This is a genomic window from Pseudomonas azadiae, assembly GCF_019145355.1.
GTDB classification, from domain to species: domain Bacteria; phylum Pseudomonadota; class Gammaproteobacteria; order Pseudomonadales; family Pseudomonadaceae; genus Aquipseudomonas; species Aquipseudomonas azadiae.
The window spans coordinates 1,724,615-1,738,376 of record NZ_JAHSTY010000002.1 but is presented as its reverse complement, the minus strand read 5'-3'; the positions used below and the strand labels follow the sequence as shown (position 1 = coordinate 1,738,376).

Below are 13,762 nucleotides of genomic sequence, written 5' to 3'. Positions count from 1 at the left end.
TCTGATAAAGGAGGAAATGATGCCTGACCTGTCGACATCCGATGAGGCAACTCCGCGCAGCTGGCTGAGCCATGTGTCCAGTCAAGGATGGGCCGGCGCGTTGTTCTGGACCACCACGGTTGCCGTGACGCTGTTGCTGCTGGTCAGCGGGTACAGCGCCATCGTCGGGGCCGATGCGTCCAACCTGCGTTATGCGTTGCTGGGAGGCCTCAGCGGTTTTGCGGCGACGGCCCTCGGCGCGATGGCGGCGATGGTGCTGCGTGACATCCGTTCACGCACCCAGGACACCCTGCTCGGTTTTGCCGCCGGCATGATGCTGGCGGCCAGTTCGTTTTCCCTGATCCTGCCGGGGATCGAGGCGGCACAGGACATTACGGGCAACCCGATGTGGGCCGCGTGCGTGGTCGTCCTGGGACTGGGGCTTGGCGTCGCGCTGATGATCGGCCTGGATCGCTTCGTGCCTCATGAACATTCAACATCCGGGCGCAAAGGCCCCCAGACCGAGCGCTTCAATCGCGTCTGGCTGTTCGTACTCGCCATTACCCTGCATAACCTGCCGGAAGGCATGGCCATCGGTGTCAGCTTTGCCAATGGTGACCTTCGCGTCGGCATGCCCCTGACCACCGCCATCGCGATCCAGGATATCCCGGAAGGCTTGGCGGTTGCCCTGGCGCTGCGCGTCACCGGGGTCTCAGCCGTTCGCGCTGCGCTGATTGCGATTGGCTCGGGGCTGATGGAACCCTTGGGTGCGGTGGTGGGGCTGGGCATTTCCAGTGGGTTCGCCCTCGGCTACCCGATTGCCTTGGGGCTCGCAGCCGGCGCGATGATCTTTGTGGTCTCGCACGAGGTGATTCCCGAAACCCATCGCAACGGCCACGAAACCCCGGCCACCCTCGGTTTGATGCTCGGCTTCGCGGTGATGATGTTCCTGGACACTGCGCTGGGGTGATGGGCTACGTCTTCGCGAACGGCAAAAATAATCTGAACAAGCGTGCAGGGCCTCCAGTCATTTTTGATGTGTGAGGCGCCGATGCGAGGGCGCCATTTGTCATTCACCCGTCCGTGATCGAGAGCCGAGAATGTCTGATATACGACGCGAAGCCAGCGGCGACGCCAGCCAGCATGATCAATTATTGAAGCAGCTCCTGATGGCCCGTGGACCAGGCGGGCAAGAGGATGAAGTTCGCGAAATCTGCCTGAATGCCATGACGCCGGTTTGCGACGAAACCTGGGTTGATCCCGCCGGCAACGTTGTGGGCTTGATCAAGGGGCGGCGGGCGAGCAGCGGACCCAAGCGTGCTGTCAGGATCATGGCCCATATGGACGAAATTGCCATGGTCGTAAAATGCATCGATGACGACGGCACCTTGAGAGTCACGGCCCTGGGCGGCGCCAATCCGGTGAATTTCGGCATGTGTCCGGTCGACATCCTGGGCGATCAAGCCATCGTGCCTGGGGTGTTGTCTTTCGGTTCAATGCACGCGACGCAAAATGCACCTCAAGGCGCGGACGTGATGTCCGGGAACGTGCATTGGAACGATGTGCATGTGGTGACCCGCGCTTCGATAGACAGGTTGCGCGCCCAGGGCGTGCGGCCGGGAACGCGGGTGGTGTTGAGTCGCCACTGGCGTGAACCGTTTCGCGTCGGTGATGCCATCGCGGCGCATTTTCTGGATGATCGCGCACCGATAGCGGCAGTGATCGATGCGGCGCACCGCTTGAGTCAACGTCGCGATGACCTGGCCTGCGATGCCTATTTTGTGTTCACGACCTTGGAAGAAGAGTGCAACGCCGGCGCGATGTACGCCTCGGCGACGCTGCCCGGCGATACCACCATCGCGGTCGAGGTCGGCCCGGTGATGGCCGAGTACGGCACACAGCTGAGCATCAGTCCGATCATCAACACCGGCGACGAAAAAGGCTACTACACCCGCACGGTCGTAACGTCCTTGGCCGCTGCGGCAGAGCGCTGTGGTTACACGCCCCAATACGCATTGCTGGTCGATTTCGCGTCGGACGCCAGTGCGGTATTGAGCAACGGCTCATCGGCCCGCGCCGGTTGCATCGCGATACCGACGGAAAACACGCACGGATATGAACTGATTTTAGACGGGGCCATCCAGGCGTGCTCGGCATCGCTTTGCGAATACCTGGCCACCTGCTGATCGCTACCCTGGGAGAGAGTGGAATGAACACAGCCGCCGCAACGATCGAGTTTCTGAAAGCCAACGAACTGGTGATCACCACCGCTGAATCCTGCACCGCCGGCAAGATAATAACCCTGCTGTCGGAAGTTGCAGGGGGCGGTGCGTTCATCGACAGCGGCTACGTCGTCTATTCACCGCAGGCAAAGCAGCGATTGTTGAACGTGCGCGCGTACACGATCGAAACGTTCAACTTGACCAGTTGCGAAGTCGCCAGGGAAATGGCCCAAGGCGCATTGCGCGACAGTGAAGCCGATGTTGCTGTGGCGACCACAGGCATCCTTGGCCCGGATGACATGGACGGCATACCCGCCGGGACAGTCTGTTTTGCCTGGGCGTACCGCAGCCCGCAGGGCCTGTGCCTGTTCAGCAGGAAAGAGCGGTTTATCGGCTCGCGCGAGCAGGTGCAGCTGTATGCGGCTGTTCACGCGTTGGAGCGTCTGCCGTATTTCCATGAGCGGGCGTTGGCGGGGGAGAGAGGTTGAGCAGGTCGTTTTCAACATTTTTATCGCAGTGGAATGCGTTTGAGCCTATACACTCAAGGAAGAGCCAAAGACGTCGATCGCAGGCGCGTTTCAACACCGGTGCATCGAGGATGAAATATGTTGAATGTTGACGAGTTCCCCAGAGAGGCAAGAGGACCCAGTGAGTATGAGAGCCTGGTCGCGATGGGGAGTCGCTCGCTCGATGCCATTCCGGGGGCTATTTACCTCTGCGACCGCGGCGGGTGGCTCGTCAGGTTCAACAGCGAAGCGACCAATCTGTGGGGAAGGACACCTGCCCTGGGTGCGAACGGGGACCGCTTTTGCGGCTCGTATCGGCTTTACACGACAGACGGCGCGCCGTTAGCGGTTGACGAGTGTCCGATGGCCTCGACGCTCAATGCGGGCCTGAGCGCACGTAACCAGGAAGTCTTGATTGAGCGCCCGGATGGATCGCGGTTCGTCGCGCTTATGAATATCCGCACGCTCAGAGACCGGCATGGAGCAGTCCAGGGCGCGATCAACTGCTTTCAGGACGTTTCGGCGCACCACGCACTCGCCGAAGAATTGCGGCGCAAAAGCTCCGATCTTGAAGACTTTTTCGAAAACAGCGCCGTGGGCCTCCATATTGTCAGCGGCGAAGGCATTATCCTGCGGGCCAATAACGCGGAGTTGTCGCTGCTGGGCTATTCAGCGAGTGAATATATCGGACGCCACATCACCGAGTTCCATCTGGATGAGCCGGTGATCGGCGACATCCTCAGCAAGCTCGGTAGTGGTGACTGCCTGAAGAGTTACCCGGCGCGTCTGAGAACGAAGGATGGCGGCATCAAACACGTCGCGATCACGTCCAATGGTCGATTTGAAGACGGCAAATTCTTCAACACCCGTTGCTTCACAATCGATGTGACCCGCGCGCATGACGCCGAAACTGAGCGCCAAGAGAGCGATGACCGGCTTGCGGCTACCTACGAGGCGGCGACCATCGGCATTGCCGAGGCGGGAGAGGACGGTCACCTGCTGCGCGTGAACGATGCCCTTTGCACCATGCTCGGCCGGTCCCGCGAGCAACTGCTGGCGATGACCTTCCTGGACTATACCCATCCAGACAGTATTGAGCAGGACGCAGCGTTATACGCACGGCAGGTGGCGGGTGAACTGGACAACTACGTGTTGCGCAAGCGGGCCCTGAGGCTCGATGGCCAGCCCCTCTATCTGGATGTTCATAGCTCCTCGGTCAGGGCGCCTGATGGCCGCTTTCGCTATGGTGTGCGGGTCATCCACGACGTCACGCTGACGCGAGAGATGGAAAATCGGGTGCTTGAAAGCGAGCGACACATGCGCGATCTACTCGAGGCGCTGCCGGCCGCCGTCTACACCACCGACGCCGAGGGGCGCATCACATTTTACAACCGTGCGGCAATCGAGTTGTCGGGCCGCACGCCGCAACTGGGCGACCCGTGGTGCGTAACATGGAAACTGTTTAACACCGATGGCACCCCTCTGCCTCACGACAAATGCCCTATGGCCGTGGCGCTCAAGGAAAACCGGCCCATACGGGGCGTCGAGGCCATCGCGCAGCGACCGGATGGCACCCGCGTGCCCTTTGCACCTTATCCGACCCCGCTGCACGATGCGCACGGAAACCTGATCGGCGCCATCAACATGCTCGTGGATATTACCGAGCGAAATCAGGCGCAAGACCGACAAAAGAACCTGATTGACGAGCTTAATCATCGGGTCAAGAACACGCTGGCTACGGTCCAGTCCCTGGCGGCCCAGACAGCGCGCAACGCGCTGGATGCCAAGGACGGCTATACCCGGTTCGAAGCCCGACTGCTGGCATTGTCGCGTGCCCACGACCTGCTGACGAAGCGGCATTGGGGCCTTACCCCATTGGGCGTGCTGGCCAACGAAGTGTTGATGCCAGTGCTTGGCAATGAGCCCGGCCGCATCGTCGTTGCCGGTGACGCTATCGATGTTGACACCCGCGTCGCCCTGAGCCTCACCATGACGCTCAATGAACTGGCAATCAACGCCCTAAAATATGGCGCGATGTCCACCGAGACCGGGACGCTGTCCGTCAGTTGGCACGTGCAACCCCAACCGAACGGAGCGCTACTCGCCCTGGACTGGCGCGAACAGGGCGGCCCCGTTGTGTCACAGCCTACGCGCGAAGGACTGGGTTCGCGGTTGATGAAGCGCTGCATCGAGCGCGATCTGGGCGGTTCTTTTGAACTCGAGTTCGCCCGTGAGGGCGTTCACTGTCGCTTCTCGTTCATGGTCGCCGAGAACAAAGGATGACCTCGCTCACAGGGATCAGGGTGCTGCTGGTTGAAGACGAGGGCGCCATTGCGATGTTGATCGAGGAAATGCTCGAAGACATGGAATGCACGGTGGTTGCCTCCGTGGCCCAACTCGCAAAGGCGCTGCAAGTGGCCACCGTGGTGGAGGCAGACTTGGCGATCCTGGACGTGAACCTGGCTGGAGAGCGCGTATTTCCGGTAGCCCGGGTTCTGCGCGCACGCAACATTCCGTTTTTATTCAGCACCGGCTACGGCGTCAGCGGCCTGCCGGGAGAATTTGCCGACTGCCCTGTGCTGCATAAGCCGTTTGCCGAGGTAGACCTTCGGCTTAAAGTCGCACTGACGCTGGAATATCAGGCGGTAAAACCAGCGACTGACCGCCCCGTCTGAAGCCCGAGAAAATCTTTCCAATCCATCCCCTCCCGCAAAGCTCCCGTCCGGTCGAGCAAAGGCCCCGGCGGGCCGGGGCCTTGATAATCCCCGCTCACTCAACCCGCTGCAACGAGCACCGTGTTCCCACCATGAACCTGCGCACCTTCATCCGTCGCTACTGCCTTAACTCCAGGCTCGCCACGCATGCACTGACCCGCCTGCATACGTCGCTTTCCTGGCTCGCCACCTGCCTGGCCCAGCGAGGCTTCGATGCCAGGACCTGCCCGGCCACCCGTGACGATGCCGCTCTCGAGCGTCGCCTCAACGCCCTATGCCCGGAGCTGGCCGCGAGCGTGTTCAGCCACGCTCGCGACGGGATCATCGTGGTCGACCCGTTCGGCCGGGTGATTGCCGTGAACGAGGCCTTCACCCGGCTCACCGGCTTCGGGCAGGACGAAATACTGGGGCGCGAGCTCAATTCCCATCGCATGGTGCGTCGGCTCGCGGCGTTTTATGCACCGATGAAGAACGCGCTGGATTTCCACGGGCATTGGTCCGGTGAGATTCAGAGCAGCCATAAGGACGGGCGGGAGATGACCTCCCGGATCAGCGTCAGTGCGGTGCATGACCGCCACGGCAACGTTCAGCACTACGTAGCGCTGTGCAGCGACATGACGCAGATGAAGCAGCGCCTGCAGTTGCTGGAACGTGATGCCCGGTATGACGCGCTCACGCAACTGCCCAATCGGTTGCTGTTGGCCGAGCGGATGCGCCAGGCGTTGGGCAAGGCTCGTATCGATCAGCAGAAAGTGGCGATCGCGTTTATTGACCTTGATGGCTTCAAGGCGCTTAACGACAGCTATGGGCATGATTGGGGCGACCGGGTGTTGCAGATTGTCGCGGCGAGGATCAACGCGACGTTGCGTGAAGGCGATACATTGGCGCGGCTTGGGGGTGATGAGTTTGTGGCGGCGCTGGTGGGGCTGCAGGCGGTGGAAGACAGCCAGCCGTTGCTCGAGCGGATGTTGCAGGCGGCCAACGCGCCGATTTTGATTGGCACGCAGACGGTGGAGATTGCCGCGAGTATCGGCGTGGCGTTTTATCCAGAGCATGGGCTGCAGGTCGATGGGCTGATCAGCAAGGCGGACCAGGCGATGTACCTGTCGAAAAAGGCCGGCGGTAATCGTCTGGCGTTTTGCCCGACGCGGTTTATTTCGGTCAATAGCGAAGCCTGACGGTGGTGCCCAGGGTTCGCTCGCTGCCGGTCATGACGCCGTAGTCACCGGCGCCGAGCAATGAGTACACGGCGGTGATGTACTGGCGGTCAAAGACGTTGCGCACCCAGCCTTCCACTTCCCAGGCACGGTCCTGGCTGCGCAGGCCCAAGCGCAGGTGGGTGAGGCCGTAGCTGGGTTGATAGCTGCCTTCGCCGCCTTCGAGGGTGCCGGAGTAGCCGGTCCTGAAGCTGTAGTCGATGCCGCTATAGGCTTCCAACCCATACGGCAACGGGTGGGTGTAGTCGAGGCCGCTGCTGAGGCTCCATTGCGGCGCGTTGTAGAGACGGTCGCCGCTGAGGTCGCAGGTCCATTGGCTAGAGGCCGGTGGGCACGGGGCGTTGGGGAAACTGCGGTAGCGCGCATCGCTCCAGGCCAGGCCCAGGCGTGCGCTGAGTTGGGGAGCGAGTTGCCAGGCGGAGTCCAGTTCGATGCCGCGCAGGCGGACTTTGCCGACGTTGATCAGGTTGTCCCGCAGCGGTGGGGCGAACAGCGAGGTCGGCGGGCTGTAGGTGAGCGCCTGGTAGTTGTCGACATCGGTCTGGTAAACGGCGAGGTCGAGCATTGCGCGCTCGTCCCAAAAGCGCGTCTTCAGGCCCAGTTCCAGGGACGTGGCGCGCTCCGGCTCGAACGTGGGGGAGGTGAACGGGCCGACCACGTCGAAGTTGATCCCGCCGGCCTTGTAGCCCCGCGACCCACTGACATAGCCCATCACCGCAGCGTTGAAGCGGTAGCTGGCGCTGAGCAGGCTGGAGACGTTGTTTTCTTCAATCGAGTCTTCACGGTAATAACCACCGCCGAGCGCGATGCCGCGCAACAATTGCCCGCCCGCCTGAAAAGCCGGCGGCAAGCCATTGAGCGGGGCGAGGTGGCTGACGTCGCGGGAGACCCAACCGTCTTTGCGCTCCTGGCTGTAGCGCAGGCCGCCGGTGAGTTCCAGCGGGTCAACCGGACGCCAGGAAAGCTGACCGAAAATAGCGCGGCTGTCGCCCTTTTGCTCGCCATCGTACCGTTGCCGGGCGCCCTCCAGCAGCAGGGCCGGCACCTGGTCTGGCGCGGTGAAGTTAATGCCATAACGTTTTTTCAGCGATTCCAGTTGGTCGCCGACAAACCACGGCGCGGCGTCCTTGCCGAATTCGACGTCGATTCTGCGGTCAAGCTGCTGACGCAAGTAATAGAGCCCGGCGACATAGTCGATGGACGAGCCGACCGTGCCGGACAGGCGCCATTCCTGGCTGAACTGTCGGTGGCCCAGCGCGGTGTCGGACTCGGCCACCGACAGCGCTGTGCTGTCGCCGTCGCGGGTAGCGCGGTAGTCCCAGTCGCGGTAGGCGGTGATGCTGGTAAAACGAAGGGCCTCGTCGAAGTCCCGGTTCAACTCCAATGAGACACCGTTCTGCAGGGTATGCGGGCGGCCCGGCGCGTCGATGCGTGCCTCACGCCGGTAAGGGTCGGGTTCGGCCAGCGGATAGCCGAGGAATCTGGCGCGCTGGCGAGTCTGGGCACTGTAGTGATTGACCAGCAGCACGTTACCGGCCTCGTTTTGCTCGGCGTAATCGGCGATCAGGCGCGCACTGAAGTCCGGCGTCGGCGTCCACAATAATTGGCCGCGCAGGCCCTGGCTGTCGGCGTCGCCGAGGCGGCTGCCATCGTGCAGGTTGTCGACTGAGCCATCGACCGCGCTGTTGAACATGTTCAGTCGCCCGGCCAGTACATCGCCCTGCAGCGGCCCGGAAATCATCCCGCGATATTCGCGCAAACCGCGCTCGCCGTGGCTGGCTTCGAGGTTGGCTTCGGGTTCAAAGGTCGGCTGGCGGGTCATGATGCTCAGCGCGCCGGCGGTGGTGTTCTTGCCGAACAACGTGCCTTGCGGCCCGCGCAGGACTTCGATGCGCTCGATGTCCATCAACTCGGTGAAGGCCATGCCCTGGCGCGCCTGGTAAACGCCATCGACGTAGGTGCCGACGCTACCCTCCAGGCCATCGTTGTAAGCGGTGGCGCCGAAGCCGCGCAGGCCGAAGCCGGCGAAACGGGCGTCGTGACCGGACACCACCAGGCCGGGTATCCGCTGTTGGATGTCTTGAAGCCGATGCAGGCCGGCGGCGTCCAGCGCGTCACCGTAGAGGACGCTGATCGGAACCGGCACGTCTTGCAACGCCTCCTCGCGGCGTCGGGCGGTGACGGTTGATTCGTCGAGCGTGAGGGCGCCGGGTGACTGTAGTGCGGCATTCGTCGACGCCCAGGGCAGCGCCGCAAGCCAGGCGAGCCAGAGCAAGCGATAACCTGAACCCGGCATGCTAAAGCTCCCGGGCCATCTGGCGACGTATCGTGTCCGGGCCGGCCAGCGTCTTGACCCATGCCAGCAATTCTCGGCTGTCGGCGGGCTTGAGCAGCACCGCATCGAAGGCCAGGGCGTCTGGATAATCCTGCGGCCTGCGGGGTGGAACTGCCGAATACAGCATCACGGGCAGATGACCCCAGCGGTTGCGCACCGCTCGCAGCAGTTCCCAGCCGTCCATGCCGGGCATCATCTGGTCGCTGATCAGCAGGTCGACCGATTGTGCGGCCAGGCAGGCCAAAGCGTCTTCGCCGTTCGCCGCCATGCTCACGTCAAAGCCGTAGCCGGCGAGCAGGTCATACAGCCATTCGCTGTTCTGATCGATGTCATCTACCAGCAGAACATGTTTGCCCCGGCCGTCGAGCGGCGCGGCGTTATTGTCGACGATGCCCAGCTCCAGATCCTGTTCCCCGGCGCATTTAAGGCGCAGGCTGAAACTCAAGTGGCTGCCGCCCCGTTCAGTGGCGTGTGGTTCGAGCCGGCTGTCCATGTGCGCCAGTAATTGCGTGACAATGGACAAGCCCAGTCCGCTGCCGTCATGGCGCTGCGCATTGCGACCACGGCGGAACGGTTGCAGCAGGTGTTCGAACTCTTGTGGATCAATGCCGATGCCGGTGTCGATCACGTTGAAGCGCAGCACCACGCCCTCAGCGTTCGCCGCCGGGTGAGCGCTCACCTCGAAACGGACCTGACCGTCGCGAGTGAACTTTGCCGCGTTCGCCAGGAGGTTCATGAGGATTTGCCGCAGACGCTTGAAGTCGGCCTCGACCAGTGGCGGCAGGTCATCCGCCAGCACCGCTTCGAAGGTGTTGCCCTGACGCGCGGCGAGAAAGCCGGCCTCATCGGCGATCTCCTTGAGGAAGCCGTACAGATAACCCGGCGCGAGGCTCAGCTGCATTTGCTCCAGTTCGCCACGGGAGAATTCGAGCATCTCATCGATCAGTTCCAGTTGCTGGCGGGCATTGCGTTCGATCGTGGCTGGATAATCGCGGTTCGGCCCCGCGTGCAGCAGGCGCGCATAGTCGATGATGCGTACCAACGGCGAGCGCAGGTCGTGGCTGATCCGCGCCATCAACGCACTACGGGCCGCCAGGGATTCGCGCAACTGCGTGGTGCGCAGCGCAACAGTGCTTTCCAGGCGTTCGTGCTCGGCCTGGCGTTGTTGCTCCAGGCTGCACAGCGCATGCTTTTCCCGGTCGCGGCTACGGGCGACTTCCATGATCAAGGTGCACACCAGCAACGCGACGCCTGCCAGCGTGGACGATAAGCTGTATTTGCTTTGCGGCGACTGCCAGGGCAACTGTTCCTGAGGGAAGAAAATCCGCATCAGCAATTGGCCGATCAAGAGCCCCGGCACCAGCCAGGCCATCCAGCTGTAGCTCAGGCGTCTGCGCCAGGCCATGAATAACGTGGCGAGCAGCGCTGCGTAGAAACTCATCAGCGACACCTGGACTACTTGCGCGCCCTGGACCGGATCGACTGTCAGCCACCAGAGTCGACCGATGATGCAGCCTGACAGTGGCACCCAATAGCTCCAGCCAACGGCTTTAGGCAGGCTGGATACCTGCAGCAGTACACGCATGTAGGCCAGGAACAGCACGAACGAGACCGCGCTGGCGCAGGCCAACAACTCGCGTGTCCAGCCCAGCGCAGTGGGCCAGTAGACCAGGTAGCCGTTCAGGATGCAGGTCAGCAGGATGTAGCTGAAGACCGCGCCCGCGTTCACGGTCAGTAAGCGGGAGCGCAGGATCCAGCCTACGATCAGGCCGAACGGCACGACCAGCAGGACAATGCCAAGGGTGAGTCCGTCGCTCAGGTAGGTCTGTTGCTGACTGCGCAGCAGCGCAGGTTCGGACCACAGTTGCGGCTCGATCAGCATTTGGAAATGGCTTGCCACCCGGACGAACACGGTGGCGCTCTCCCGAGCATCCAGCGAGATCGGGAATGCCGGCTGACGCGCCGGTGGCTGGGGCCATTCGGCCAAGGGATGGGCAGCGCCGGCGTGCGCATCGCTCCAGCGCCCGTTTGTGCGTTGGTAGACGCGGATGTCCTCCAGGCGTGGCGCCCCGACCACCAGCAGGCGCGAACACGCCGCGTCGCTCGAATTGGTGAGCTGCACTTTTAACCAGAACGCGGAGCGGCTATAACCTTGGGTCGGCCAGCTTGGCGTCATGGTGTTGAAACGCGCTTCGGGCAACTGAGCAACGTCTTCGAGGCTCAAGCTGGCCTGGGTGTCCTCGAAAATATGTATCGCGGGCATCAGTTTCAGGTGCTCGGCCTGGCAGATTTCCACGGGGGCAGCGCGCAGCAGGCCTGCGGATAACACTGCCATTATCAGCAAGAGAAACTGAAGAAGCCGCATCAGGCGTGCTCGATGCCCAGGGATTGCTGGCGAAACTGACTGGGCGTCATGCCGATTCGCTGGCGGAATGCGGTGGCGAAGTTGCACGCATTGCGAAAGCCCACCAATTCGGCGACATCTTGCACGCTCATGGCGCTTTCGCAGAGCAATGCCTGGCCACGCCGCAGCCGGGCATCGCGAATGTAGGCGAATACGGTCAGCCCCAAGTGCTCACGGAAAATGGCGGAGAGGCGTTTCTCATGGGTGCCGACTTTTTGCGCAAGGCAGGGCAGGGACGGCACATCGTCCAGCTGGTGTTCGATCAGTCGCATCGCCGCTCTCAATACGATTTCATCGCCTTGCGGCGCCGGCTCGGGCGGGCTGTGTTGAAGGGCCGGCGGCGCTCGCCACGTCAATTGCAGGTGGATCTTGATGCGTGCCAGTACTTCTTCCGGGGCATAGGATTTGGGGATGTAGTCCACCGCGCCCACGGCCAGTCCTTCGAGGCGCTCCAATGACGTATTTGCCGACGACAGGAACAGGATCGGCGTATGCCGCGTGGCCGGCGCCTCGCGCAACAGCCTGCACAGGCTGAAGCCGTCCATGTGTGGCATGTGAACATCCAGCACGATCAGGTCCGGACGCAGCGCGAGAGCCCGTTGATAGCCCTGATGGGCATCGCTGGCCACCGAAAGGCGCCAGGGTTGGGTCTTTAACAGCAAGAGCGTGGCACGGATATCTTCAGGGACATCGTCGATCAGCAGGATATGCGGCAACGCGTCGGATGCCGCTGCTGCCCGCCTTTCGTACTGTCCATCGTTCATTCGCCAGTTCTCTTATTGTGTTTCGCCGGGTCTAAGTCGCGACATTACCGGTGGGGCCCAAGGGACTCGGCAGCCGGTATTCAGTCAAGCGTTGTCTGTGTGCCGGGTTGTCTTGCCGATGGGTCGGCACTGTAGACAGTTTTGCGAAGATATGACATGTCTCGGGTCGGTGACAAATTGATATAGCAATAGCGGCAGATGTAGAGAGAACTGAAGCGTGCAAATCTGCAACGGGCGATCGATGGCCCGCCCCCGTCCGTGATACTCGCTGTTGCGAGTAGATCTTGGAGGAATGCCATAAACGGAAAACCCGCCAAAAGGCGGGTTTAAAGGGCTCCACGGACTTTACAGGCCGTCAGTGGAACAAGAGATGGTGCCCGAACCCGGAATCGAACCGGGACGCCCTTACGAGCGGGGGATTTTAAGTCCCATGCGTCTACCAGTTTCGCCATTCGGGCGGCAGCGCGGTGCAGCAGGGTTGGGAATATATAGATCCAAGCGCTGCGGCGCAAGGTGGCTTTGCGGCTTTACTGCATGAGGGGCACATGAAAAAGCTCGGTAGATCAGTGATCTACACGAGCCTTGCAACCGATGCGAAGAAGCCTGCCGCGAGGGGAAGTATGGGTTTTGAAGCATTTGCGCCGGGGGGGCGTGGGGCTTGGCCTGAATCCCGCTCAGTCAATCAGCGCCAGCAAATCCGTCGTCCCCACATCCAGCCCCGCCTGGGTCAGCAGCGTGGTTGCCTGACCCCGATGGTGGGTCTGGTGATTGAAAAAATGCACGAGCAGGCTGAAGAAGGGCTTCTCAGCGGGCGCCCCCCGCATGTTGTGGTAGTGCAGGCGATGGTCCAGCTCAGGCTCCTGCAGCGTGTGGGCCCAGTCGATGATGAGCTGGTCCAGCCAGGTACGCCGGGGCGCCAGCTCACGGATGTCGACAAATGCCGGTTGCGCCAGATCGGCGGGCGTGGCGATGGCGTCCAACGACGCCAGTACCGCATAGCCTGCGGGGTGTCGGGCAAAACGCTTGAGCCATACGGTGTCCCCCAAGGCGAGATGGTTGAGCGTGCCGAGGATCGAGCCAAAAAACGCCTGGCGGTCCAACTGCAACTCTGCATCCGACAGCTTGCCGGCCGCCTCGTAGAGCTTGCGGTTCATCCATTGGTTATAGCGGGCCATCAATATTACGTGCTCAATCCGGTTCACTTGGGCTCTCTCTACACCTCGCGCAGGCGTCATGATAGGCCGTGGCCGCCCGGCGGTCATGGTGTTCCGGCGAGGCCGGGCTATGGTTGTAGGCCTGATACACCGGATTCGTCTTCATTGGGGGCGCTTCGCACCCCAACGCGGGGCAAGCCCGCTCGCCACAAAAATGCAGTTGTCTGAAATTACTTATGCAAGATTCAAGATTTCAGGATGAAATTTTAACGTTTGAAAAGTCATTAGATTATTTTGAGTTTGATAAGAGAGCTGTCGAGCCCCAGCGAGGCTGCGAAGGCGGCGGCATTGCTGGTATCTTCTTGCCTGACCCACCGCTATCGCTGCCTCGCTAAAGCTCGAGAGCTCCCACAGGAGATCGCCTGTGTCAGGTGGAATCGAGCTGCATCTGTGAGCACCATCGCAGC

10 protein-coding genes and 1 tRNA gene are annotated in these 13,762 nt (G+C 61.8%); 6 read left to right on the top strand and 5 right to left on the bottom strand.

Features of this window, described 5'->3' with window-relative positions; translation table 11 throughout:
* Positions 1-19 precede the first annotated feature (19 nt).
* The 6 genes from KVG91_RS24260 (at position 20) to KVG91_RS24235 (ending at position 6,599) form a co-directional block, all read left to right on the top strand.
* Complete coding sequence (locus KVG91_RS24260) at positions 20-949, top strand: ZIP family metal transporter (protein WP_169378763.1); 930 nt, start codon at positions 20-22, stop codon at positions 947-949.
* 130 nt (positions 950-1,079) lie between these two features.
* Complete coding sequence (locus KVG91_RS24255) at positions 1,080-2,165, top strand: zinc-binding metallopeptidase family protein (RefSeq protein ID WP_169378762.1); 1,086 nt, start codon at positions 1,080-1,082, stop codon at positions 2,163-2,165.
* 23 nt (positions 2,166-2,188) lie between these two features.
* Entirely contained in the window at positions 2,189-2,689 is a 501-nt protein-coding gene (locus KVG91_RS24250) for a CinA family protein (protein WP_169378761.1), read from the top strand.
* Between the two features lie 117 nt (positions 2,690-2,806).
* Positions 2,807-4,990, top strand: coding sequence for a PAS domain-containing sensor histidine kinase (locus tag KVG91_RS24245; protein ID WP_169378760.1), 2,184 nt, complete (start codon positions 2,807-2,809; stop codon positions 4,988-4,990).
* Positions 4,987-5,382, top strand: coding sequence for a response regulator (locus KVG91_RS24240; RefSeq protein WP_169378759.1), 396 nt, complete (start codon positions 4,987-4,989; stop codon positions 5,380-5,382). Before KVG91_RS24245 ends, KVG91_RS24240 begins: the two co-directional genes overlap by 4 nt.
* Positions 5,383-5,513: 131 nt before the next feature.
* The gene (locus tag KVG91_RS24235) at positions 5,514-6,599 is read left to right on the top strand and encodes a sensor domain-containing diguanylate cyclase (RefSeq protein WP_169378758.1); all 1,086 of its coding nucleotides are present in this window, start codon (positions 5,514-5,516) and stop codon (positions 6,597-6,599) included.
* Here KVG91_RS24235 and KVG91_RS24230 read toward each other — a convergent pair.
* From KVG91_RS24230 to KVG91_RS24210, 5 genes are all read right to left on the bottom strand, one after another.
* On the bottom strand, positions 6,583-8,934 hold the full coding sequence (locus KVG91_RS24230) for a TonB-dependent receptor (RefSeq protein ID WP_169378757.1): 2,352 nt from the start codon (positions 8,932-8,934) through the stop codon (positions 6,583-6,585). The genes KVG91_RS24235 and KVG91_RS24230 overlap by 17 nt on opposite strands.
* A 1-nt stretch (position 8,935) precedes the next feature.
* A complete protein-coding gene (locus KVG91_RS24225; RefSeq protein ID WP_225927050.1) occupies positions 8,936-11,308 on the bottom strand; it encodes a hybrid sensor histidine kinase/response regulator in 2,373 nt (790 codons plus the stop codon).
* Between the two features lie 29 nt (positions 11,309-11,337).
* On the bottom strand, positions 11,338-12,141 hold the full coding sequence (locus tag KVG91_RS24220; RefSeq protein ID WP_169378755.1) for a response regulator transcription factor: 804 nt from the start codon (positions 12,139-12,141) through the stop codon (positions 11,338-11,340).
* A 371-nt stretch (positions 12,142-12,512) separates the two neighbouring features.
* A tRNA-Leu gene (locus KVG91_RS24215) sits at positions 12,513-12,599 on the bottom strand.
* Between the two features lie 216 nt (positions 12,600-12,815).
* Positions 12,816-13,343 (bottom strand): DinB family protein, encoded by a 528-nt coding sequence (locus KVG91_RS24210; RefSeq protein ID WP_169378754.1) that lies wholly within the window; start codon positions 13,341-13,343, stop codon positions 12,816-12,818.
* Between the last annotated feature and the right edge of the window lie 419 nt (positions 13,344-13,762).

Coding starts and splice junctions, on each gene's coding strand:
- KVG91_RS24260 (WP_169378763.1), top strand. CDS start 20: ATGCCTGACCTGTCGACATCCGATGAGGCAACTCCGCGCAGCTGGCTG.
- KVG91_RS24255 (WP_169378762.1), top strand. CDS start 1,080: ATGTCTGATATACGACGCGAAGCCAGCGGCGACGCCAGCCAGCATGAT.
- KVG91_RS24250 (WP_169378761.1), top strand. CDS start 2,189: ATGAACACAGCCGCCGCAACGATCGAGTTTCTGAAAGCCAACGAACTG.
- KVG91_RS24245 (WP_169378760.1), top strand. CDS start 2,807: ATGTTGAATGTTGACGAGTTCCCCAGAGAGGCAAGAGGACCCAGTGAG.
- KVG91_RS24240 (WP_169378759.1), top strand. CDS start 4,987: ATGACCTCGCTCACAGGGATCAGGGTGCTGCTGGTTGAAGACGAGGGC.
- KVG91_RS24235 (WP_169378758.1), top strand. CDS start 5,514: ATGAACCTGCGCACCTTCATCCGTCGCTACTGCCTTAACTCCAGGCTC.
- KVG91_RS24230 (WP_169378757.1), bottom strand. CDS start 8,934: ATGCCGGGTTCAGGTTATCGCTTGCTCTGGCTCGCCTGGCTTGCGGCG.
- KVG91_RS24225 (WP_225927050.1), bottom strand. CDS start 11,308: ATGGCAGTGTTATCCGCAGGCCTGCTGCGCGCTGCCCCCGTGGAAATC.
- KVG91_RS24220 (WP_169378755.1), bottom strand. CDS start 12,141: ATGAACGATGGACAGTACGAAAGGCGGGCAGCAGCGGCATCCGACGCG.